Annotated in this window: 23 protein-coding genes; 11 read left to right on the forward strand and 12 right to left on the reverse strand. The window is 71.2% G+C overall.

From position 1 onward, the window contains the following. Positions 1–59 precede the first annotated feature (59 nt). Complete coding sequence (locus ACZ4XJ_RS27840; protein WP_362882050.1) at positions 60–638, reverse strand: TetR/AcrR family transcriptional regulator; 579 nt, start codon at positions 636–638, stop codon at positions 60–62. Positions 639–729: 91 nt separating this feature from the next. On the opposite strand from ACZ4XJ_RS27840, the gene ACZ4XJ_RS27845 reads away from it, so the two are divergent. From ACZ4XJ_RS27845 to ACZ4XJ_RS27875, 7 genes are all read left to right on the forward strand, one after another. Further along, entirely contained in the window at positions 730–1,176 is a 447-nt protein-coding gene (locus tag ACZ4XJ_RS27845; RefSeq protein ID WP_468497807.1) for an anthrone oxygenase family protein, read from the forward strand. A 219-nt stretch (positions 1,177–1,395) separates the two neighbouring features. Then, positions 1,396–2,007 carry a hypothetical protein gene (locus tag ACZ4XJ_RS27850; RefSeq protein ID WP_362882053.1) on the forward strand — a complete coding sequence of 204 codons (612 nt, stop codon included), beginning with the start codon at positions 1,396–1,398 and terminating at the stop codon, positions 2,005–2,007. Between the two features lie 151 nt (positions 2,008–2,158). Beyond that, on the forward strand, positions 2,159–2,881 hold the full coding sequence (locus tag ACZ4XJ_RS27855; protein WP_468497808.1) for a hypothetical protein: 723 nt from the start codon (positions 2,159–2,161) through the stop codon (positions 2,879–2,881). 2 nt (positions 2,882–2,883) lie between these two features. Then, the gene (locus ACZ4XJ_RS27860; RefSeq protein WP_468497809.1) at positions 2,884–4,146 is read left to right on the forward strand and encodes an MAB_1171c family putative transporter; all 1,263 of its coding nucleotides are present in this window, start codon (positions 2,884–2,886) and stop codon (positions 4,144–4,146) included. A 40-nt stretch (positions 4,147–4,186) separates the two neighbouring features. Further along, the gene (locus ACZ4XJ_RS27865) at positions 4,187–5,368 is read left to right on the forward strand and encodes an MAB_1171c family putative transporter (protein WP_468497810.1); all 1,182 of its coding nucleotides are present in this window, start codon (positions 4,187–4,189) and stop codon (positions 5,366–5,368) included. Positions 5,369–5,435: 67 nt separating this feature from the next. Continuing rightward, positions 5,436–6,716: an FAD-dependent monooxygenase family protein gene (locus ACZ4XJ_RS27870; protein WP_362882060.1), complete on the forward strand. Its 1,281-nt coding sequence runs from the start codon at positions 5,436–5,438 to the stop codon at positions 6,714–6,716. 289 nt (positions 6,717–7,005) lie between these two features. Next, entirely contained in the window at positions 7,006–8,442 is a 1,437-nt protein-coding gene (locus tag ACZ4XJ_RS27875) for an NADH:flavin oxidoreductase/NADH oxidase family protein (RefSeq protein WP_468497811.1), read from the forward strand. Positions 8,443–8,455: 13 nt separating this feature from the next. Here the strand turns inward: ACZ4XJ_RS27875 and ACZ4XJ_RS27880 are convergent, their stop codons facing one another. Then, the gene (locus ACZ4XJ_RS27880; protein WP_362882064.1) at positions 8,456–8,653 is read right to left on the reverse strand and encodes a hypothetical protein; all 198 of its coding nucleotides are present in this window, start codon (positions 8,651–8,653) and stop codon (positions 8,456–8,458) included. Between the two features lie 80 nt (positions 8,654–8,733). Here ACZ4XJ_RS27880 and ACZ4XJ_RS27885 point away from each other — a divergent pair, with 80 nt between their 5' ends. Next, positions 8,734–10,203 (forward strand): pyridine nucleotide-disulfide oxidoreductase, encoded by a 1,470-nt coding sequence (locus tag ACZ4XJ_RS27885; protein ID WP_468497812.1) that lies wholly within the window; start codon positions 8,734–8,736, stop codon positions 10,201–10,203. 133 nt (positions 10,204–10,336) lie between these two features. Here the strand turns inward: ACZ4XJ_RS27885 and ACZ4XJ_RS27890 are convergent, their stop codons facing one another. From ACZ4XJ_RS27890 to ACZ4XJ_RS27935, 10 genes are all read right to left on the reverse strand, one after another. After that, on the reverse strand, positions 10,337–11,332 hold the full coding sequence (locus tag ACZ4XJ_RS27890) for an aldo/keto reductase (protein WP_468497813.1): 996 nt from the start codon (positions 11,330–11,332) through the stop codon (positions 10,337–10,339). A gap of 60 nt (positions 11,333–11,392) precedes the next feature. Beyond that, positions 11,393–12,658: an MFS transporter gene (locus ACZ4XJ_RS27895; protein ID WP_362882068.1), complete on the reverse strand. Its 1,266-nt coding sequence runs from the start codon at positions 12,656–12,658 to the stop codon at positions 11,393–11,395. Positions 12,659–12,660: 2 nt separating this feature from the next. Continuing rightward, positions 12,661–12,888, reverse strand: a complete 228-nt coding sequence (locus tag ACZ4XJ_RS27900; protein ID WP_362882070.1) for a hypothetical protein — start codon at positions 12,886–12,888, stop codon at positions 12,661–12,663. Beyond that, complete coding sequence (locus ACZ4XJ_RS27905) at positions 12,885–13,967, reverse strand: 3-oxoacyl-ACP synthase III family protein (protein ID WP_468497814.1); 1,083 nt, start codon at positions 13,965–13,967, stop codon at positions 12,885–12,887. The genes ACZ4XJ_RS27900 and ACZ4XJ_RS27905 overlap by 4 nt, the downstream gene beginning before the upstream one ends. Continuing rightward, on the reverse strand, positions 13,964–14,665 hold the full coding sequence (locus ACZ4XJ_RS27910; protein WP_362882074.1) for an HAD-IB family hydrolase: 702 nt from the start codon (positions 14,663–14,665) through the stop codon (positions 13,964–13,966). The genes ACZ4XJ_RS27905 and ACZ4XJ_RS27910 overlap by 4 nt, the downstream gene beginning before the upstream one ends. Before the next feature lie 196 nt (positions 14,666–14,861). Further along, positions 14,862–15,671 carry a carboxymuconolactone decarboxylase family protein gene (locus tag ACZ4XJ_RS27915; RefSeq protein ID WP_468497815.1) on the reverse strand — a complete coding sequence of 270 codons (810 nt, stop codon included), beginning with the start codon at positions 15,669–15,671 and terminating at the stop codon, positions 14,862–14,864. 74 nt (positions 15,672–15,745) lie between these two features. After that, positions 15,746–15,973 (reverse strand): tautomerase family protein, encoded by a 228-nt coding sequence (locus tag ACZ4XJ_RS27920; protein ID WP_362882077.1) that lies wholly within the window; start codon positions 15,971–15,973, stop codon positions 15,746–15,748. Positions 15,974–15,987: 14 nt separating this feature from the next. Beyond that, positions 15,988–16,839, reverse strand: coding sequence for a hypothetical protein (locus tag ACZ4XJ_RS27925; RefSeq protein WP_362882078.1), 852 nt, complete (start codon positions 16,837–16,839; stop codon positions 15,988–15,990). Positions 16,840–16,908: 69 nt separating this feature from the next. Further along, positions 16,909–17,526, reverse strand: a complete 618-nt coding sequence (locus tag ACZ4XJ_RS27930; protein WP_362882080.1) for a hypothetical protein — start codon at positions 17,524–17,526, stop codon at positions 16,909–16,911. 87 nt (positions 17,527–17,613) lie between these two features. Continuing rightward, the gene (locus tag ACZ4XJ_RS27935) at positions 17,614–18,414 is read right to left on the reverse strand and encodes an AfsA-related hotdog domain-containing protein (RefSeq protein WP_362882082.1); all 801 of its coding nucleotides are present in this window, start codon (positions 18,412–18,414) and stop codon (positions 17,614–17,616) included. A gap of 243 nt (positions 18,415–18,657) precedes the next feature. Between ACZ4XJ_RS27935 and ACZ4XJ_RS27940 the strand changes: the two genes are divergently transcribed. The 3 genes from ACZ4XJ_RS27940 (at position 18,658) to ACZ4XJ_RS27950 (ending at position 20,866) form a co-directional block, all read left to right on the forward strand. Then, complete coding sequence (locus ACZ4XJ_RS27940) at positions 18,658–19,326, forward strand: TetR/AcrR family transcriptional regulator (RefSeq protein ID WP_468497816.1); 669 nt, start codon at positions 18,658–18,660, stop codon at positions 19,324–19,326. A 440-nt stretch (positions 19,327–19,766) separates the two neighbouring features. After that, the gene (locus ACZ4XJ_RS27945) at positions 19,767–20,171 is read left to right on the forward strand and encodes an aggregation-promoting factor C-terminal-like domain-containing protein (RefSeq protein WP_319191172.1); all 405 of its coding nucleotides are present in this window, start codon (positions 19,767–19,769) and stop codon (positions 20,169–20,171) included. A 401-nt stretch (positions 20,172–20,572) separates the two neighbouring features. Continuing rightward, positions 20,573–20,866, forward strand: coding sequence for a hypothetical protein (locus ACZ4XJ_RS27950; protein WP_468497817.1), 294 nt, complete (start codon positions 20,573–20,575; stop codon positions 20,864–20,866). Positions 20,867–20,892 lie beyond the last annotated feature (26 nt).

Here is a 20,892-nt window from a genome sequence, read left to right on the forward strand (position 1 = left end):
CCCTAAACGATATTGAAACGATCGGTCAAATATTCGCGAGCGCCCACCGGGTCGGCGGGTCAGAGCACGGCGAGCCGGTCCACCAGGAGCTCCACCCTCTCCCCGGCGGCCTCCGGCGGCAGCCGTCCCGCCCTGGCCAGGGTCGCCAGGCCGTGCAGGGACGCCCAGAACACCTCGGTGAACAGCCCCGGGTGGACGCCGTCCCCGGCGACCTCGCCGAAGGTCTCCAGCAGGGCGGCGAAGGCGTCCTTCAGCGGCTCCGGGGTGTCCTCCCGCGCGAAGGGCAGCCCACCGTCGAGCTGGAAGATGGCGTCGTAGAGCGCCGGGTTGCGCTCGGCGAAGTCGAGGTAGGCGCGGGCCAGGGCGGCGACCCGGTCGCGCGGGCCGGGTGCGGCGGAGGCCGCGCCCCGGACCGCCGCGGCCAGCTCGGCGGCGCCCTCCAGGGCAACGGCGCCGATGATCTCCCGTTTGCCGCGGAAGTGGCTGTAGAGGACGGGCTGGCTGTACTCGATGCGCTCGGCGAGCCGACGGGTGGTGACCGCGTCCCAACCCTGCTGCTCGGCGAGTTCGCGCGCCGTCGCCACGATGAGGCGCTCGCGGTCCGCCCGTTCACGTGCCTTGCGTTCCTGTACCGACATGATTCGATCCTAGCACCGCTAGACAAGCAAGCGGCAGTAGGGCTAGCGTTGCATCAACACCTAGCGGCACTAGATTTCCGAAGGGGTCGTCATGCTCAACGCACTTGGGATCGTCACCACCGTGGTCGTCGGCGTCATGGTGGGGGTGGAGTTCTCCGTCGCGTTCGTCATCAACCGGATCCTCGGCGCCCTGCCCGAGGACAGCGGCCAACTCGGCCGGGCCCACGGGGGCCGGATGCTCGGCGCCGTGATGCCGGTCTGGTACATCGGCTCGCTCGTCCTCGCCGCGATCTGGGCCGTCGCCGGATGGGACCGCCCCGGCGCCGGCCTGGTCGTCACCGCCGGCGCGTTGCTGATCGTCAGCGTGGTCATGTCGATCCTGCTGCTGGTCCCGATCAACAACCGGACCAAGAAGTGGACCCCCGAGAACCGGCCCGCGGACTGGAAGGAGCAGATGAACCGTTGGGACCGCTGGCACTACGTCCGCGTCGCCGTCATCATCGCCGCCTTCACCCTGTTGGTCACCGCCCTCGCCTGACCCGCGGGTCGGCGCGACGCGGGTTCTCTCCCATGTCGACAAGTCGGTTCCTCCGCGCGACTGAACCGCCTCGGGAGCCCGGGCGGTGGGGCGTGCGATCGAGCCAGGTGAAACGATCGTTTCATTGCGGAGCCGACCGTTTCCGTGATCTAGTTGCCTCCCGCAGGTCTCGGGCCCCACCGGACCACGTGTTCCCCTTCCATCCCGTCCGGAGGGTCCATGAACGACGGGTACGAACAGCTCGCCGAGACCGTGAGTGAAGTCGAAGTGCTTCGGCGGGAGTCGGGGCTCGACAGAGCGTCCGCCTTCAACCTGGCGGCCCTCTCGTTCCACACCTCCCTCGCGGAGGCGGACATCCGGCGACTGCTCGACGGCGAACCCGTCGCGTCGCCGGTGAGCGGGCCGGCCGAACTGGCCCGTCGCATCGCGTTCCTGAGGGAGACCCGGCTGACCGTGGACGGGGACACCGGCAACCGGCGTCAGTACACGACCGCCGAGATCGCCGCCGGCAGTGGGATGACACCCCAGTGGCACGGCAAGCTCCTGAACCGGAGCACGCCGAACATCTGGCACGGAGCGGGTCTGGCCCGGTTCTTCGACGTCCCCATGGAGTACTTCACCCACACTCCGCCCGAGGCGCTGAGGCGGGTGCTGGAGAGCAAGGTCATCCCGGAGCTCACGGCGCACCTCAGGAATCCTGCGCACGCGGTAAAGAATCGTTACGCCTTGCAGATCCAACTCCGTCTCGGCGACAAGGAACTGCCACCGAACCTGGAGACGGCGCTGATGGCCTTCGTTGACGCGATCACCCAGGAGAGCTCCGCCCCTTGAGGCCGGGGCGGGAACCCGGGAGGGCGGCCGACCCGGACCTTCGGTCACAGCACCACAGCACCACAGCACCACAGCGCACAGCACCACAGCGGAAGGCGGGCGGCCGCGGCCCCACCGCCCTTCGGAAGGAACGCAGAGTGAGGGCATTCGGATGAGCGAGCGGCAGAGGGCGAACCTTCCCACAGGGGTGTTCGCGGCTCTCGGGAGGGCGATCCGCCCCAAGAGCCTGCTCGTCGCGCCGAAGCACCACCTCACGCGACGGTCGACGGAACGGAAGATCGCGAGGCTCTGCGACGAGATCCTCGCGGGTCTGGAACGGCCGATCCCCTCGGATCCGGACCAGTTGTTCGAGGTACTGAGGGCCGACGTCGAGCGGCGGTTCAACGCGGACCGCGACGAGCTGCCGTACCGTCCGGTCCTCCTGCGCTTCCGCGAGTTCCCCGAAGAGACGGCCAGCGGTCTCACCGCCACCTTCGACGACCGAGTCGTCATCATCATCGAGAGTAAGACCACTACGTTGCACCAGTTCGTCATTTTTGCCCACGAGATCTGGCACACCCTGATGGGTGGCTGCCTGTCACACGGAACCCACGGATCAGACGGAACACAGGGATCACACGGATCACAGGGATCACACCGGATCCACAGTGACGTGGCCACGGCTGCCGCCCGGTCGCTCGGCGGTGATCTGGCCGGTGACGACCTGATGGCCATGGCCGCGAGGAGCCACGTCAACACCGAGGAGGAGAGCGACGCGGAGAACTTCGGGCTCCAGCTCGGATCCCGACTGCGGGAGTACCTCCAGGGTGGCGGCGCCGTACCCATCACCGGTCTGGCCGGCCGGATCCAGTCGAGCCTGGGCAGAGGCTACTGAGCATGACCGGATCGGACTACTACATACCCGCCGCCGTCCTGGCGATCGCCCTGGTGGTGAAGTCGCCCTCGTTCTGGCACACCTGGCACTCGCCGATGTCGAAGTCGATCCTCGTGATCCTCGCGTGTTCGGCGGCCGGCTTCGTGTTCGGCGCTCCGCCCACGATCGAGCGGGTCAACCGGATCACCGGTGTCCCGAACATCTCGGCGCTCATCGTCTACTGCATCCTGTCCTGCCTGGCGTGCGGGTCGCTCGTGCTCCTCATCCACTGGCGCGGTGGGGCCGAGGAGACCGTCCGACGGCACACCAGGCTGTGGATCGCGGCGACCGGCGTGGTGATGGCGACGTTCTGCGTGCTCTTCTCGCTCAGCGACGTACCGATCGAGCAGCAGCGCGACTTCGACACCTTCTACGCCAACACCCCGTACGTCCGGGAGATGATCGTTCTCTACCTGACCTCGCACACCGCCACGAGTCTCGTCGTGGCGACGAAGTGCTGGCGCTGGGCGCGGGAACTGCGCGAGCTCCAAGCGGCGTGGACCCACTGGGGTCTGGTCATCCTGGTGACCGCGTTCGGGCTCACCCTCTCGTTCGCCCTGCTCAAGTTCCTGGCCGTGGGTGCCCGCTGGGCCGGGACGGACGCCTGGGACGCGCTCAGCACCGACATCGCCCCTCCGCTGGCGGGACTGGGCGCGGCCATGACCACGGTCGGGTTCCTGCTGCCGGTCGTCGGGCCGCGGCTGGGGTCGATGTGGGTCTCCTGGCGGGCCTACCGGGCGATGGAGCCCCTGTGGCGTGCGCTCGAACCCTTCTCGGGGCCGGGGAAGCCCATGCGCATCCGTCGCACCGCGTCGCTGGAGATCCGGGCGATGGCCCGGTCCACCGAGATCGCCGACCGGCTGCTCAATCTGGCGCCCCACCTGGACACCGGTCGCCGCCAGGCCGCCGAGCGCTACGCCTCTTCGCACGGCTGCACGCCGGACGCCGCGATCATCTTCGCCGAGGCGGCGACGATCCACGCGGCCCTGGTCGCCGCGGAGGCGGCGGAGGCCGGGGCAGCGGTGACGGCCGGGGCGGGGGCGAACGCGGCGGTGGAGGTCGCCGCGGTGCGGACGTCGGGGCGGATTCCGGTGACCGCCGACGGGAACTCCGCGCTTCCCACCCGCGTCTCCGGAACGAACGGTCTGGCCCGACTCAGCATCCAGTTCTCCAAGATCCACCGTTCCGGCTCCCCCGTCGGCGCCGACCGCTCGGAGAGCAACTGATCATGCCCATTCCCCTCGACGCGGCGCAGGGCAGCCCTCGGTGAACGCGGGAACGGCGTACCTGTGCTCGGCGGGCGGTCTGTTGATCGCGGCCGCCATCAAGGCGTGGGCGCTACGGAAGAACCCGCGCGACCCGCTGCTGAGGGCCGTCACCGCGACCCTCGTCGTCGGCGCGCTCCTGTTCGTCACCGCCGCTCCGCCCCACCTCGCGGCCATCAACGCGCTGTTCGGCGTACCGAACATCGCGGCGCCCATCGTCTACTCGATCCTGACCGCGTTCGACGCCGTCACGATCGTGTTGCTGATCCACTGGCGGGGGAACGACGAGGCGCGCGTCACCCGGCGGCAGACCCGGTTGTGCCTGACGACCTACGCCTTGGTCGTCCTGGCGATCTGGACCCTGTTCGCGTGGGGTGACGCGCCGGTCGAGCGGCTCCGTGACCTGGACACCTACTACTCCAGCACCCTCTGGATCCGCGAGATGGTCCTGCTCTACCTGGCGGCGCACAGCGTGGCGGCCGTCACCATGATGGTGCTCAGTTGGCGTTGGTCGCGGCAGGTCCCCGGCACCCTGAAGGGCGGGCTGCTGCTCATCACCGCGGGCGCGGCCTGCACCTTCGCCTACGACCTCTTGAAGTACACGGCGATCGTCGCCCGCTGGCTCGGCCACGACTGGGATTGGCTGAGCACCCAGGTCGCCTTCTCCATCGCCGGTTTCAGCGCCTTCCTGATCGCCGGCGGATTCGTCCTGCCGCCCCTCGGACAGGGCGCCGGTTACCGGTGGCGGGCTCTTCGCCGCTTTCGCCGGCTCCAGCCACTGTGGTCGGAGATCCGTCCGGAGATACCTCGTACGAGCCCGCCGCCCATGGCCTGGTGGCAGCCCGTGGAGCACCGGCTGATGCAGCGTGAGAGGGACATCTTCGACGCGGTGTTGCGGCTGACGCCCTGGTTCGACCGGGCGACCGGCGCGAAGGCCTACGCCCTCGCCATGGCCGAGGGCTCCGAGAGCGGGCGGGCCCGCAGCGAGGCCGATGCCTGCGTAATAGCCCGGGCGGTCATCGGGAAGGGGCGTTCGGCGCCCGCGGTCGCGCCGGAGCTTCGGTGGACGGTCAGTTCCATCGAGGACTCCGACGATCTCCTCGACATGTCGGACGCCATGCTGCGCTCCTCGCGGGTGGAGGTGACGCGGCAGTCGGCAGCACTCGCCGAGCCCCGTGCATGACACCGGAGAAGGGGCCGCGAGCCCGCACGACGTCCGCCGCTCAGAGATCCTCCACAGAGAGACAGCCATGACCACCACACCCCCGGAGCACGTCGAAGCCCTGATCATCGGTGGGGGGTACGCGGGCCTGCTGGCCGCTTCCGTGGTCGCCCTGGCCGGCTACGACGTACTCGTGCTCGCGGGCCGCTCCGACAGCGGGCCGAAGGCGGCGGAGGCGACCGGGGCAACGGAGGCGACCGCGGCGGCGGCGACCGCGCCGGTGCGGGAGCCGCGGGCGGTGGGTGCCGCGGCGGCCGCCCAGCACGGCGAGGTGCTCCACATCGGTGGCATGTGGGACGTCAACGACCTGGCGTACGGCTCGGGCGCGATGCTGCGGCGCCGCGGCGCGCGGACGTTCCCCCTCCCCGCGGCGGGCGCCCACCTGTCCCGCACGCGGCCGCGGGCCTGGGGAACCCGCGAGGTGCTGACGTGCAGCCGTGACCTCCTGACCGAGGTGCTGCGCGAGGTCGTGGTCGCCAACCCCGCGCACGAGCGGAGCACCGCCGTACTCGATGACGCCCGGGCCGTCGGGCTGATCGGCGACGAGTCCGCGGTGCTGGGGGCGCGGGTCCTCTTCGACGACGGGACGGAGCGGGAGGTCACGGCGCAGCTGGTGGTCGACGCGAGCGGCGCCGACGCGCTCACCACGACCTGGCTGGGTGAGCTCGGGGTGGCCGCCGTACCGGTCACCACGCGCGGCACGGCCGGGTTCATGGCCAGCCGTAGGTACTGGGCACCGGAGGGGCAGGAGGACGTCGCCCTCACCTCCGTCGCGGACGGAGCGCGCAGCGCGGTGCTCGTCCCGATCGAGAACGGCCTGTGGACCGTCACGCAGACCGCCCCCGATCGGGAACGGATCACCGGCGGGGACGCGTTCGCCGCTGCCGCGCTGGCCCTGTCCGACCCCGGCGTGGGCCGGCTCATCGCCGGGGCGGAGCCCGCCGGCGAGGTCGTCGTCGCGCCGACGTCGACGCGCTGGCACCGGTACGAGCGCATCCGCGGACCCCGCGGCTTCGTCGTCATCGGCGACGCCCTGGCGACGTTCAGCCCCCTGGACGCGCGGGGGCAGTTGGCCACCGAGGCCGCGGCCAGGTCGCTGCGCGTGGCGCTCGGACGCGGCATCAGCCATCCGACGGCATCCCGACGGGCCCAGCAGGCGATCGCCGAGGAGGTCGCCCAGTTGTGGTCCGATCCGCAGACGGGGCCCATGGGCGGCAGCCAGCTCAAGCCCGTCACCCCGAGCCTCGCCGCGCGTCTCGCCCGCGTACGGACGGCGGCGGGTCGGCTACTGCGGCTGCGGGACCGGTGAACCGGCGCGGTACCGGTGCGAGCCGGGCGCGGGCGGCGCGGGGCGAACGGGGCGAGGCGCGAACCGGACGGGACGCGGTCGAGCCGGGCGCGGCTCGGGCGGGACAGGACAGGGCTCGGGCAGGGCAGGACAGGGCCCGGGGCGAGCCGGACAGGGCTCGGGCAGGGCAGGACAGGGCCCGGGGCGAGCCGGACAGGGCTCGGGGCGAGTGGCGCGCGGGCCGGGCTTCGAGCCCGTACCCGCGGGCCACCCAGGGACTTCACGTGACGACATCCGGAGGAAAGATTTCATGCACCTGTCCACACCTCTCGTGCTGCGCAACGGCAGCCGGATCGCGAACCGAATCGCCAAGGCGGCCATGGAGGAGAGTCTGGCCCGTCAGCCCGGACAACTGCCCGGGCCGGAGATCGAGGAGCTCTACCGCAGTTGGGCGCGCGGCGGAAGCGGGCTGATCATCACCGGAAACGTGATGGTGGACCGTCGGGCCCTCACCTCGCCGGGAACGATCGTGCTCGACGCCGGAAGCGACCTGGCCCCGTTCCGCCGCTGGGCGGCCGCCGCCGGTTCGGGGGGCTGTCAGGTCTGGATGCAGATCAACCATCCCGGTCGGCAGGTACGGGCGGACCTGCCCGGTGTCGCGTGGGCCCCGTCCGACATCGGTGTGAACCTCGGCAAGCACACGCGCGTCTTCGCCCGGCCGACGGCCATGACCGAAGCGGACGTCCAGGCGACGATCCAACGGTTCGCGACAACGGCGCGCCTGGCGGAGGAGGTCGGCTTCCACGGCGTCCAGATCCACGCGGCCCACGGCTACCTCCTCAGCCAGTTCCTCTCCCCCTTGGTCAACCGCCGCACCGACCGGTGGGGCGGCAGCCTGGAGAACAGGGCCAGGCTGCTGCTGAGCGTGGTGCGCGCCGTTCGCGCGGAGGTGTCGGACGGCTTCGCCGTGAGCATCAAGATCAACACTGCGGACTTCCAGCGCGGCGGCTTCGACGTCGACGAGGTGGAGCAGGTGCTCGCCTTCCTCAAGGACCTCGACGTGGACCTGGTGGAACTCTCGGGCGGCAGCGTGGAGAGCGCCGCGACCATGGGCCGCACGGCCGACGACAGGACGCTCGGCCGGGAGGCGTACTTCCTCGCCATCGCCGAGCGGCTCGTCGCGTCCGCGCCGATGCCGCTCATGCTGACGGGCGGCATCGGGCGTCGCGCGTCCGCGGAACGGGTCCTGGCGAGCGGGTTCGCCATGGTCGGGCTGGCCACCGCGCTCGCCCTGCGGCCCGACCTCCCCGCGCGCTGGGAGAAGGGCGAGGACATCGAGGTCGCCGCGCCGCGCCTCACGTGGCGTGACCGGGACATCGCCAGCGCCGGCGTGTTGGCCCTCGTACGGAGCCACATGAGCCGCGTCTCCCGGGGCCTCGCACCGCGCGCCCGCACCTCGGCCCGCCTCGCCTTCGTCCTCGACGCCCTGCGCAACCGGGGGTTGACCCGCGCGTACGGGCGGTGGTTGGCGCAGCACCCGGCGCCGGAGCCGGCCACGCCCCGGGAGCCGGCCGGCGACCCGGCGTCGGGCGGGGGCTCGGGCCCGGTTTTGGGCGGGGGCTCGGACGGGGGCGCTGTCGCGGTCCCGGCTCCGGTCGCGGGCCCGGAGGCAAGTGCCGTCACGGGCCCGGTCCCTGACGGGGACGCAGGTGCTGTCGCGGCTCCGGTCCGGCAGACGCCGCCGTGAACCGCGGCGTGGTTCAGGCCGGATCCGGGAGGTCGCCCTCCCGCACTTCCGGGGCCGGCACCCAACGGTAGACCGCCACGCCGTCGTCGTCGGGGCCCCGCAGGTAGCGTCCGATCTCGCGACTACCGCTGTGCGCAGCCAGGGCCACCTCGGTGGCTTGGATCCCCTCGATGCCCGCGAGCGGACCACCGACGAAGCGGGCACTGATCATCATCGGATTCTAGGGCTCACCATCAAAGCCCACTCGACTTCCGCCATACCGGCCAATGCCGGGGCAGAAAGCAGACCCGCATGGCCGGTAGGCCCCCCTCTCGCGCCCGAGTCCTGATCCTCGGAGGCGGGCTGAGCGGCACCCTGGCCGCCGCCGCGCTCGCCCGACACGGTGCCGGTGGCGGCACCGCTGCCGACATCGACACAGACACAGACATAGACATAGACATAGACATAGACATCGTTGAACGGCACGCCCTGCCGGACGGTCCGCGACCGCGCCGTGGACTGCCGCAGGCCCGTCACGCCCACCTGCTCTGGTCGGGCGGGGCCGAAGCCATCGAATCGCTCCTGCCCGGGACCACGCAGATGTGGTCGGACGCCGGCGCGCACCGGATACCCATCCCCAACGGCATGGTCTGCCTCTCCCCCGGCGGTTGGTACCGGCGGGCCTGGCCCGAAACCCAGTACCTCATCAGCGCCGGCCGCGACCTGGTCGACTGGGCCGTGCGCACCCGCGCCCTGGCGCTGCCGGGGGTCCGGCTGGTGCCCGAGGCGGAGCCGGTACGCCTCCTCGGCACCCGTTCCCGGGTCACCGGCGCGGTCATCCGACACCGGGACGGTACGGAGGAGGTCCGTGAGGCCGATCTGGTCATCGACGCCACCGGCCGCTCCTCGCGCGCTCCGAACTGGCTGGCCGAGCTGGGGATCCCGGCCGTTCGCGAGACCGTCGTCGACGCGGGGGTGACCTATGCGAGCCGCCGCTACGACGCGCCCGTCGACACCGCGGGTTGGCCTGTCATCAACATCCAGGCCGACGCCCGTCAGGCCGTGCCCGGGACGGGTGGCACCGTCCTTCCCATCGAGGGGGGCGAGTGGCTGGTCAGCCTCTCCGGCACCCGCGGCGGCCAACCCACCAGCGCGGATTCCGAGTTCCTGGAGTTCGCCCGGCACTTGCGGAGCCCCCTGATAGCGGAGTTCCTGGAGCGGGCCGAGCCCCTCGGCCCGGTGACGGTCAACCGGAACACGTCCAACCGGCGGCGCCACTACGAGAAGTCCCGCGTCGAAGGCTTCGTCGCGCTCGGGGACTCCGCCACCGCGCTCAACCCGGTCTACGGACACGGGATGTCCGTGGTGGCCCAGGGCGCCCGGGCGCTGCGGGACCTGGCGTCGAGGAGCGACATCACGTCGAAGGGGTTCGCGCGGCGCGCACAGCGTGCGATCGGCCGCCCGGCGGCCGCCGCCTGGCTGCTGGCCGCCGGCCAGGACGCCGCCTTCCCGCACTCGGTCGCGAAGGAACCCCACTTCGCCGACCGCCTCACCGCCCGGTACGTCAGCCGCCTCATCACCACCGCCTGCTCGGACTTCACCGTCGTCAAGGCCCTGACCGACGTCATGACCCTGCAGGCGGGCGGCGCGGTCCTGGCCCATCCCCGGGTCCTCCTGGCCGCCTTCCGCGGCCCCCGTCTCCCGCCCCTGGACGGCCCGGCCCTCACCCCGGCGGAGCAGGCGGTCCTCCTCGGACGCCCCACCCCGACGCACACGACCTGAACATCGCGGGAGGGTCGGGGCGGGGCGACTCGAACCGACTCGCCTCGCCTACTGCACGGCGCGGACTCGGGACGTCGGCGCCGTGGGACGGGTCACGGCGCCGCCGAGGGACGGGACGTACGGTCACGGGGGGTCAGGTGTTGAGCAGGCGCAGGGCCGCGGGTGCGTAGCGTTCTCCCGACACCTCGGTCGCCGGGAGGGCCTGCTCCAGTTCGTGCAGCTGGGCCGTGGTGAGGTGCAGGTCTGCCGCGCCGGCGTTCTCCTCCAGGTAGGTGATCCGCCGGGTGCCGGGGATCGGAACGATCTGCGGGCCTCGGGAGAGCAGCCAGGCGAGGGCCAGCTGGACCGGGGTGCAGCCGATGTGGCCGGCCAGGGACCGGACCCGCTCCACGAGGGCGAGGTTGCGGGTCAGGTTCTTTCCCTGGAAGCGGGGGTCGTTGCGGCGGTAGTCGTCCGGTTCCAGTTGGTCGAGGGAGGTGAGGGCCCCGGTGAGGAATCCCCGGCCGACCGGCGAGTAGGGCACGAGTCCGATGCCGAGTTCGGCGGCCGTGGGGGCGATGTCGCTCTCCACGTCCCGTTCCCACAGGGAGTACTCGGTTTGCAGGGCGGTGATGGGATGGGTGGCATGGGCACGGCGCAGGGTGTCGGCGTTGACCTCGGACAGGCCCAGGTGCCGGACCTTGCCGGCGGTGACGAGTTCCGCCATGGCGCCGACGGTCTCCTCGATCGGGGTGTCGGGGTCGCGGCGGTGCAGGTAGTAGAGGTCGATGCTCTCCACGCCCAGCCGGGCCAGGGACGCGTCACACGCCTGCCGGGCGTAGGCGGGGCCGGAGTCGATCACGGCCCCGCCGGCCGTGCCGCCGGGCCCGACGCCGCGGATGCCGAACTTGGTGGCCACCACCGCTTCGTCGCGGCGCCCCTTGAGGGCGCGGCCGAGGAGTTCTTCGTTGCGGCCGGCGGCGTAGGCGTCGGCGGTGTCGAAGAACGTCACTCCGGTGTCCAGGGCGCGGCGGATGGTGGCGATCGACTCCGTCTCGTCGCTGGTCCCGTAATAGGCGGACATGCCCATGCAGCCGAGGCCGATCGCCGAGACCCGGAGTCCTGCGGTGCCGAGGGTGCGGTGGTCCATGAGGGGCTTCTCCTGTGTTCGAGTGGGGTGTGTCTCGGGTGCGCGCGGCAGGGCGGGGGGTCAGCCGCTCGTGGGGGTGGGGGACGGTACGCGCTCGCGGCTGCGCGTACCGCGGGCGGAGAGCAGCAGGGTGAGCAGGGCGCAGACGGTCAACGCGGCGGCGACGGCGGTCACGGCGCGCGGTCCGGCGGCGGAGTCCACGAGCAGTCCGCCCGCGAGGGATCCCACGGCGATGGCGCCGTTGAAGGCGGCCACGTAGAGCGATGAGGCGGCGTCGGACTCTTCCTTCGCCAGTTGCAGCACCCAGGTCTGCAGGCCGACGGGCAGGGCCGCGAAGGCCAGGCCCCACAGGACGAGCAGGGTGATCGCCGCGGGCTGGGAGTCGCCGAAGGCCCACAGCAGGGTGAGCGAGACGGTCATCAGGACGAGGGCGCCCGTCAGGGTGCCGTGCACCGAGCGGCCGACCACGGCCCCCGCGAGGAAGTTGCCGGCGAACCCGGCGGCTCCGAAGACCAGGAGCAGGACGCCGACCATGCCTTCGCTGATCCCCGTGATCTGTTCCAGGTAGGGGGCGATGTAGGTGAAGGCGAGGAAGTGGCCGATCATCACCAGCGCGGTGACCGCGACGGCGACGCGCAGCCGTCCGTTGCGCAGGACGCGCGGCAGGGCGGCGAGGCTTCCGCTGCCCTGTGCGGGGAGGTTCGGCAACAGGAGCAGCACCGCGACGAGGACGACGAAGCCGATCGCGGCGACGGCGGCGAACGCGGTGTGCCAGCCGGACCGCTGACCGATCATGGTGCCAAGCGGGACGCCGAGCACCGAGGCCAGCGAGATCCCGCCCAGGACGAGTGCGGTGGCCCGAACGGCGTGCCGCTCGGGTACCAGTCGGACCGCGATGGCCGCGGCGATGGACCAGAAGACGCCGTGGGCGAGGGCCACCAGCACCCTGGCGGACAGCAGGGCGCCGTACGAGGAGGCGACGGTGGCCAGCAGGTTGCCCACGACGTACATGACGAGCAGCCCGGCCAGCAGCCATTTGCGGTCGACGCGCCCGCACAGGGTGGTCAGCGGCGCCGCGGTGATCGCGGCGACGGCGGCGAAACCGGTGACGAGGAAGCCGGCGGTGCCGACGGAGACGTCCACGCCCGCGCCGATCGACGGCAGCAGTCCGATGGGGAGCGTCTCGGTGGTGACGAAGGAGAACGTGCCCAGGGAGAGGGCGATCACGGCCAGCCAGGCACGCACCGGTGAGGTGCCGGGGCCGGGAGCGGCCGCGGCCTCGGGGCGTTGCCTGTCGGGGGTAAGGGTGGAGGAGCTTTGTGTCATGGCTACCGGTCTCCGTGGTCGAGGGTGGGGGCGGACGGGCCGCCCGTGGGAGCGGGGGTGGGGGTGTCGGTCCGGGCTCCGGGGCTCCAGCCGTGGGTGCAGGGATCGGCGTCGAGGACGTCGCGTCCCATCGACCAGTGGGCGACGGCGCATCCGGGCACCGCGCACAGCGCGTCGGGCACGGGGACGGAGCGGAACGCGGAAGCCGGGACGGTGACGAGTCCGTTCATCGGGCCACGCTCCCGACGAGCTGCGCGGAGTGCGACGGCCCGGCCGGGTGACGGGGCGGTGTGGCGTCCCAGCGGACCAGGGCCGTGCCGACTCCCATTCCGCCGCCGAAGCCGGCCAACAGCACCAGGTCGCCGTCCCGTAGCGCACCGGAGCGGTTGGCGTGGTCGAGTGCGAGCGGTATGGAGGCGGCACCGGTGTTGCCGTGCAGGTCGACGGGCAGGTGGGCGTGGGCGTTGGGCAGCCCGAGGTGGGGGATGACCTCGCCGACCATCACGCCGTTGGCCTGGTGGGGTACGAAGTGTTTGACCTCGGCCGGGTCGACGCCGTGGGCGGCGAGCACTCCCTGGACGGCGGCGGGCAGGCGCTCGTTGACGAAGTCGCGGACCTCCCTCCCCCGCATCCTGAAGAAGTGCTGCCCGTCGGCCAGGGTGCCCGCGGAGGCGGGGTGGCGGCTGCCGCCGGCCTGGACCCCGATCAGGTCGTGGAGGCTGCCGTCGGTGCTGGTGCCGGTCCCGACGATGCCGGACCCGGGGCGGGTCGGGCCGAGCACGACGGCTCCCGCGCCGTCCCCGAACAGCACCGCGGTCTTGCGGTCGCTGTGGTCCAGGATCCGCGAGTAGACGTCCGCGCCGATGACCAGCGCGTATTTGGCGTCGGTGTCCTCGCTGATGCCCGCCAGCAGTTGCGCACCGGTTTGCAGGGCGAAGACGAAGCCGGCGCAGACGGCGTTGATGTCGAAGGCGGCGGCCCGGGTCGCGCCGATCTGGTTCTGCACGAGGCAGGCGGTGGCCGGCTGCGGGTAGTCGGGGGTGGAGGTCGCGACGATCACCCAGGCGACGTCGCGCGCGTGGATCCCGGCGTCGTGCATCGCGGCGCGCGCGGCGGCGGTGGCCAGGTCGGAGGTCGCCTCGTGGGGCGCGGCGCGATGCCGTTCCCGTATGCCGGTCTTGCGCACGATCCACTCGGCGGTCACTCCGGCCAGTTCCGCGACGACGGAGTTGGGCACGATCTCGTTCGGGAGGTACGAGCCGGATCCGATGATGCCGACGGCGGTCGTGGCGGGTGAGTACACGGTCATCGCTGGTGCTCCAGAGGAGTGGGGGAAGGCCGGGCATCGAGCAGGGCGCGCAGGGCGGGGTCGTCGCCGACGACGACCGGGTGCCCGACGCAGGCGAGCATTTCCAGGTCGGACGGGTGGTCGCCGTACGCGTAGCAGTCGCGCGGGTCGATGTGCGGACGGTCGGCGAGGAAGCGGCGTACGGCGACCGCCTTGTGCGGGCCGATCATCGGGGTCTCGATGAGGCCCGTGTAGGTACCGGCGGTCCCCGGGCCGGCCGGGTCCGTCTCGACGAGGGGACGGCTGCACAGCAGGTGCCCGGCGCCGACGGCCCGGGCCACGGGGTCCAGGCAGGCGGGGAACGACCCCGAGACGAGGACGAGTTCGGCGCCCGCCTCGCGGTGGGCGCGCAGTGCGTCCCGGGTCCCTTCGATGAAGAGGCCGTCCGCGGCACGCTCGGCGAACCAGCGCTCGCCCCAGGCGGCGATGGTGGCCTCGGACTCGCCGGCGTACGCGGCGTAGTAGGCGCGGTTGATCAGCTCGCGCGGGGTGCCGGCCGCTGCGGCCTGCTGGAAACCGGCGAGGAGCCGGTCGTGCTCGGCGGTCCCCGCGGGCCCGTGCCGGCCGGTCAGGTGGTAGTGGAGGAAGTCGAACATGCTCTTGCGGTGGATGAGTGTCTCGTCCACGTCGGCGAAGACGAGGTAGGGACGAGCGGTCATGGTGGGTCCCTCCTTCGGATACGGGTGTGTGCTCGGTTCGGGATGTGGTTCCGGGGCCGGGACCGGGGCAGGGCGGGGTGGGCAGGAGCCGTGGCCCGGTGGGGGCTCGGTCGTGGCCTGACGCTGGGTCGTGGCCCCGTGCTCGGTCGTGGCCCGATGGTGTGCGGGCGCGCGGCCCGGTCGCGGCGTTGCCGGCCTATCGCGTGTGGAAGACGTCGCGCGCCGCGTTGAGGCCGTTCACCGCCGCCGGGACTCCGGCGTACACCGCCATCTGCAGGATGGTCTCGACGGCGTCCTGCCGGGTGCCGCCGGCGTCGAGGACTTCGTGCACGTGCGCCATGAGTTGCTGTCGTCGCGTGCCGATGGCCGTGCAGGCGGCGACGGACACGATCGCGCGGGTGAGCGGATCGAGGCCGCCGGGCGGGGTCGCGGGATCCAGGTTGCCGAAGGCGTTCTCGCCGAAGAAGTCGGCGAGGGCCGGGTCGACGGCGCGCACGGCGGCCAGGGCCTGCTCGCCGTGGCCGCCCTGCCCGGCGTAGCCGCCGTGGCCGCTGTGGGTCCGCGCGCCCGGCGCGCGTGCGGACCGGCCGGTGATGGCGGCGGCGTTCGCGGCCTCGGCCGCGAAGACGGTCCTGACGACGTTCAGCGCTCCCAACGTCGCGGGAAATCCGGCGTGGTCACTCAGGTGCAGGACCGTTTCGACGATGTCCCGCCGGCCGCAACCGACGTTGCGCGCGCCACGGACGTGGAACTCCAGTTGCGGAGCGGCGTTGCCCAGTGCGGTCAGCGCGGCGACGGTGACGAGTTGGCGGGTCGGCAGTTCCAGGCCCGGCCGGGAACATACGTCGCCGAACGCGAAGCCGACGATCAGCTCGCCGAAGCCGGGGGCGATGTCCTGGAAGCCGTCGAGGATGCCGGGGCGCTCGGTGGCTTCGATCCGGCGCAGTGTCCGTAGCCCGCGCTCCATCCGGTCGTGGTGGTCGGCGGAGGAGGAGTGTGCGCTCATGGCGGAAGTCCTTCCTGGTTCGGGACGGGTGGGGCCGGGCATCGCGCCCGGCCCCGGGACCGGCGTGGGCGACGTCAGACGGTGGAGGAGCCGCTGAGCCGGCTGAGTCGGGCGAAGTCGGGGTGGGACCCGACCGCGCCGCCCTCGGACCAGCGGTCGCGCGGCACTTCCCGGATGTAGACCGTGATCCGGTCGCGGGGTGCTCCCGTGACCCGGTGGACGGTCTCCGTGAGCTCCTCCATCAGCTCGCGGCACTTCTCCTCGTCCTCACTGGGCCAGGTCGTCACGGAGATGATCGGCATGGTGGTTCCTCTCGTCAGCCGGTGGTCGTGAATTCCTCGAAGCTGGGTCCCTGCAGCTTCAGCTGGGCGTGGATGTCCCCGCCCAGGCCGAAGCGGCCGATCGCGCCGCCGTAGTTCTGCTGGTAGCTCATCCAGAGCACGATGACGTTGACGACGCGATTGCCGCCGGTGCCGGGCGCCGGGAAGGGATCGGGCAAGGACGCCCGGTAGCGGCCCTTGCCGTCCTGGTCGGTGACGAAGGCGTTGGGTACGCCGAGCGGTCCGGGCCGGGTCGGCCCCGCGGGGTCCAGGTCGCGTGCCCGTAGGGACATCACCGTGTACAGGCTGTTGGGGAGCATCCCGGCGAACTCGAAGCGGAACTCGGCGGACTTCGCGTCGTCGGCCAGTCGCACCTCCAGCTCACCGCGCGCCCGCCCCCAGGTGCCGAGGGTCACCGGTTCCGTCACCTTCGGCCCGTCCTGGGCCCGCAGGTCCGGCACGTCGACCTGGTGGAAGGGGTAGCTCGGGCGTACCACCTCGGACGCGTGGGGGAACTGCTCCGGGGCGAAGACCATCGGGTAGTTGCTGCAGGGCAGCGGCAACGGCAGCGTGTGCAGCACGATCGCGTTGTCGGCCGGGCTGAACTGGCCGGGATGATCCGGCAGGTCACGGACGACGCGGTACGGCTCGTTGCCACCGAACGGCGGCAGCGGGCTCTTGGCGGACACGATGGCGCATCCCCAGCCGTTCGACACTCCGCCCGTTCCGTCGTCACGGTTGATGCGGCCGATCACGACGAAGTCGCCGTTCCCGTCCATCACTTCACTGGGCGGGTAGGTCGGCCCCTGAGTGGTGAGACTCAGCTGGTAGGTGCGCGACGGTCCCATCCGCTTCTCCTCTCCTTCGCATGATTTCCTTCGTGCGTCCTGCCGGTGACGGGCAGGACGTGGGGCGTGTTACGACACGCGGGCCCAGATCGTCGTGTAGAGACCACGCTCGCCGCCGGCGATGAAACGGTCACCGGCCTGCCGGACGATCTCCTGGTAGCGCGGGGAGGTGAACACGGCCGTGTACTCGGCCGGGTCGCAGCTGAATCCGGAGACGAACATGACACCGGGCTCGGTGCTCAGCACGGAGTGGTACGCCTCGAAGACCTCGACCTCGTCGGCGGTGCGCACCACGTCGTAGATCGTCTCCTCGCGCCAGGCGCGGTACGAGGTGTGGACCCGCGGCGGCACCTCGATGTGCCGCATCTGTACGTAGGGGGTCTGCGGCAGCGGGGTGTCGGCCTGCTTGGGCGCGTCGACGAAGCCCAGCACCTGACGTCGGAAGTCACCCTCGGCCATCGGGGCCAGTGCGTCCCACAGTCGCGCCCAGTCGGAGCGCAGATCGGGGAACTGCTCCCAGCCGGCGACGGGGGCCAGCTCCAGGAGGGCGGGTCCCTCCAGGCTCCGGAACAGGGCACGGCCCTCGAACGCGGATGCGGCGTGGTGGGCCTTCCAGGCGGTGGCGGCGGCATCGACCTGATCGGGCTTGACGGACAGTTCCACGGCGGTGATGAGTGATGCGGACATGGCTGCTCCTCAATGGAGTGGAGTGGTGGGGCGGGGCGGGGTTCGGCGGAGTGCGGCCGGTACGGCCGGGGGCCGGGGTGGGGTGGGTCAGACCCCGGAGAGGGCGGCGGCCGGGGTCCGGAGCGTGTGCTCGACGGCCTGGCGGGCGCGGCGGTCCTCCTTGGCCTCGATCACGTCGGAATCGAAGGCGGTGAAGGCCAGATGGGTGAGGGAGGAGCGACGGCCGGCCTGGTGGATGCCGACCTCGGAGTGGAAGGAGAGGCGGGACGGATCCTGCGTGCGGGACTCGGTGATCCGGTACTCGATGGTCGAGCACAGCGGGAAGAGGAAGTTCTCGAAGGTGGTGTTCATGTGCTCGATGACGAAGTAGTACTTGCGCTGCGGCCACTGAGCCGCGAAGAAGCGCTCCGTCACCGCCAGGAACATCTGCCGCGATGCCTCGACGGCGATCATGCCCTGCACGTGCTGGCCGGTCTGGTGGTCGAGCAACAGCTCGTTGTCGTTGTGCAGCCGTAGTCCCGCTCCGAATAACGCGTCGTTCACCTGGTGCAGGTCCGCGATCAGCGCGTTGGCCACCTGGTGCTTGTGCACCTCACCGGCGCCGCTGAGGGCGGCGGGCTGGAGGCGGATCTGTACGCGGTCCAGGCCGCGGTGGCGCAGTTCCTCGACGATGAGCAACACATCGGACTCGGAGACGCCCTGCGCACTCTCGACGAGGACCGGGTCGCCTTCCGTCGCGTATGCGCCGCGGCGCAGGTCGTCGATGAACTGGGAGACGGTGAATACGTTTTCCTGTGCGGCGAAACCGATAAACCGGTCCCCGACCAGGACGATGCTCTGGATCGGATGATTGATGACTAACTCCTCGGTAGTGGAACCGCGTGGCACTGCGTGGCACGACAGGTTTTCCGGGCGATGAGCAGACGGAAGAGGGGAATTCGCGGGTAATCGCGCACCGTCGCGACGCCTGGCGGTTCCCGGCCCCGGGGGCCTTGGCGGAGGCGCCGGCCGGGCTGACGTCATCGACACTAGGGGAACGCTGGAGAGGGCGCAACCATCTAGTTGGTTAGTACCAACCATCTAGTTGGTTGCGGCCAACCATCTAGTTGGTTTTCGTGCTAGGCTCGACGCATGGCCAATGATCCGACTCGCGACACGCCGACCCGCCTCCTGGACGCAGCCCGCCAGGAGTTCGCCACGTACGGCATCGCGGGCGCCCGTGTGGACCGCATCGCCGAACAGGCTGCGGCGAACAAACAGCGTCTGTACTCCTACTTCGGTAGCAAGGAACAGCTCTTCTCCAAGGTCCTGGCCTGCGCCTATCAGGATTTGAGCGAGCGGGTTCCGGTGCCGACGACGCGGGAGGGTCTTGAGCGATACGTAGGCCAGGTCTTCGACTACCACCGGCGCGACCCGAGCCTGGTGCGGCTGCTCGCGTGGGAGGGTCTGCACTACGGAGACGCGGAGATTCCCGGCGAGGAAGAGCGTCACGCGTACTACCTCAGCAAGAACGAGGCCCTCTGCAAGGCGCTGTCCCTCACCTCACCCCAAGAGGTCGGCCACCTGCTGATGACCCTGATCGGGATCGCTTCCTGGCCCTTCGTGGTGGAGCAGCAGCGCCGCCTGATGGCCGGCCTGGTCGCCGGGTCCGAAGAGGGTTGGAACGAATTGCGCGCCAGCCTGACCTCGTACGGCAGCGCGGTCATCCATGCCCGGGTACCCAAAATCGATCACGAAACCGGAATCGAATCCGGTGTGATGTCCGACGCGGATTCCGTCGGACGCGGAGAACATCCATAACGCCCGATGGGGTGCTCGAACGCGATGACCGTCCCGTGCCCTCGACGGTGCGGTCGGAGGTGGGAAGCCTTCGTGTCCATGTGGGGTATGAGTCATCACTTTCGGTGAGATTCGGGCGGCTCCGGGGTGAGCCGTCCCACAGGACCCACGTCACATACGAGCCCGGATAGTAGGCCGCGAAGGTCCGCGGCGGCGCTCCGCACCGGCCCGCGCCCGCCCTCCTGCCCGCCGACCGGTCGACGGGCTGTCGGTCCCCGGCTGCGAGGGCGGGTAGTAGGAAGGCTCGTTGCCAGGCCGTTGGGGCGTCGGTAGAACTGGATGTGTCGCCGGGCGGCACGGGTGCTCCACCCGCCGCTGACGAACCCCTCTCCACCGCGTGAAGGGATCACGCATGCCCTCGGCATGCCGCGACCGTCCTCGTCCCCTGTGGAAGGTTTCCCGTGTCGAACACCGTCATCCGCCGCATCGCCGCCTCGAAGAAGGCCCTCGCGGGCACCGTCGTCGCCCTCGGCGTCGCCGGCTCGATGCTCGCCACGGTCCCCGCCCAGGCGGCCCCCACGAGCGCCAAGGCGATCGCCCAGCAGATGATCAAGGACCCGGCGCAGTTCGCGGCGTTCAACAACATCATTTCGCGTGAGAGCGGCTGGAACCACACCGCGACGAACGCCTCCTCGGGCGCCTACGGCCTCGTCCAGGCCCTCCCGGCCTCGAAGATGTCCTCCGCCGGCTCCGACTGGAAGACCAACCCCGCCACCCAGATCAAGTGGGGCCTGGACTACATGAACTCCCGCTACGGCAGCCCCGTCGGCGCCTGGAACTTCTGGCAGACCCACCACTGGTACTGAGCCACCAGCGGCACCGCGCCTCCAGCGGACACAGCAGTACGCAACACACACAGCAGTACCCAACGCACACAGCAACGCCCGGCTGGGACACCCCCGCCGGGCGTTTTCGCGTGGGCGCCGCAGCGGCCGTACCCGGGCGATCGGTGCTCACCCTTCGCGGCCTCGCGCGGCCTCGCGCGGCCCCGCACGGCCTCGCCGACCACGGACGCAGTGCGCCCCCGGTTCACTCCGTGCGACCCAACGCGCCCTGCCCGGAATGGAGTTGAACCCGCCATCAGTGTCGGTGGCGGGGACTACCGTCGTGGGTACGCCCGATCGGGCCGGCTTTCTCCGCTCCTCCAGTCCACTCGTTCAGTCCACTCCTCCAGTCCGCTGCTCCCCGACCGACCGAGGAATCGCTGATGGCACACGTCCGTGGCCACTACCGGAAGAACGGCTCCTACGTCCGCCCCCACACCCGCCGGGTCAAGGGACCATCCACCTCCGCCCGTGAGGCGGTGCGCCGTACGACCGTCCCCCGCCCGCGGCCGGATCCGGGCGCGACCACGTACGTCCTCGGCCACTACCGGAACGGCCACTACGTCCGGCCGCACCGGCGCCGGATCAGTGCTCCGCTCGCGGTGGCGACGGGCGGGGGCGGCCTGCTGCTACTGATCTTCGTGCTGCTCGCGCTCTTCGGTGGGGGCGGCGCGTAGGCGCCGGCCGAAGCGAGCCGCGCGGC

The organism is Streptomyces sp. NPDC029836, from assembly GCF_055574495.1.

Bases quoted from the DNA above. Each gene is read 5' to 3' on its own strand.
- ACZ4XJ_RS27860 (WP_468497809.1), top strand. From the start codon at position 2,884: ATGACCGGATCGGACTACTACATACCCGCCGCCGTCCTGGCGATCGCC.
- ACZ4XJ_RS27875 (WP_468497811.1), top strand. From the start codon at position 7,006: ATGCACCTGTCCACACCTCTCGTGCTGCGCAACGGCAGCCGGATCGCG.
- ACZ4XJ_RS27905 (WP_468497814.1), bottom strand. From the start codon at position 13,967: ATGACCGTGTACTCACCCGCCACGACCGCCGTCGGCATCATCGGATCC.
- ACZ4XJ_RS27920 (WP_362882077.1), bottom strand. From the start codon at position 15,973: ATGCCGATCATCTCCGTGACGACCTGGCCCAGTGAGGACGAGGAGAAG.
- ACZ4XJ_RS27855 (WP_468497808.1), top strand. From the start codon at position 2,159: ATGAGCGAGCGGCAGAGGGCGAACCTTCCCACAGGGGTGTTCGCGGCT.
- ACZ4XJ_RS27915 (WP_468497815.1), bottom strand. From the start codon at position 15,671: ATGAGCGCACACTCCTCCTCCGCCGACCACCACGACCGGATGGAGCGC.
- ACZ4XJ_RS27940 (WP_468497816.1), top strand. From the start codon at position 18,658: ATGGCCAATGATCCGACTCGCGACACGCCGACCCGCCTCCTGGACGCA.
- ACZ4XJ_RS27850 (WP_362882053.1), top strand. From the start codon at position 1,396: ATGAACGACGGGTACGAACAGCTCGCCGAGACCGTGAGTGAAGTCGAA.
- ACZ4XJ_RS27870 (WP_362882060.1), top strand. From the start codon at position 5,436: ATGACCACCACACCCCCGGAGCACGTCGAAGCCCTGATCATCGGTGGG.
- ACZ4XJ_RS27890 (WP_468497813.1), bottom strand. From the start codon at position 11,332: ATGGACCACCGCACCCTCGGCACCGCAGGACTCCGGGTCTCGGCGATC.
- ACZ4XJ_RS27840 (WP_362882050.1), bottom strand. From the start codon at position 638: ATGTCGGTACAGGAACGCAAGGCACGTGAACGGGCGGACCGCGAGCGC.
- ACZ4XJ_RS27930 (WP_362882080.1), bottom strand. From the start codon at position 17,526: ATGTCCGCATCACTCATCACCGCCGTGGAACTGTCCGTCAAGCCCGAT.
- ACZ4XJ_RS27950 (WP_468497817.1), top strand. From the start codon at position 20,573: ATGGCACACGTCCGTGGCCACTACCGGAAGAACGGCTCCTACGTCCGC.
- ACZ4XJ_RS27880 (WP_362882064.1), bottom strand. From the start codon at position 8,653: ATGATCAGTGCCCGCTTCGTCGGTGGTCCGCTCGCGGGCATCGAGGGG.
- ACZ4XJ_RS27885 (WP_468497812.1), top strand. From the start codon at position 8,734: ATGGCCGGTAGGCCCCCCTCTCGCGCCCGAGTCCTGATCCTCGGAGGC.
- ACZ4XJ_RS27925 (WP_362882078.1), bottom strand. From the start codon at position 16,839: ATGGGACCGTCGCGCACCTACCAGCTGAGTCTCACCACTCAGGGGCCG.
- ACZ4XJ_RS27845 (WP_468497807.1), top strand. From the start codon at position 730: ATGCTCAACGCACTTGGGATCGTCACCACCGTGGTCGTCGGCGTCATG.
- ACZ4XJ_RS27900 (WP_362882070.1), bottom strand. From the start codon at position 12,888: ATGAACGGACTCGTCACCGTCCCGGCTTCCGCGTTCCGCTCCGTCCCC.
- ACZ4XJ_RS27895 (WP_362882068.1), bottom strand. From the start codon at position 12,658: ATGACACAAAGCTCCTCCACCCTTACCCCCGACAGGCAACGCCCCGAG.
- ACZ4XJ_RS27910 (WP_362882074.1), bottom strand. From the start codon at position 14,665: ATGACCGCTCGTCCCTACCTCGTCTTCGCCGACGTGGACGAGACACTC.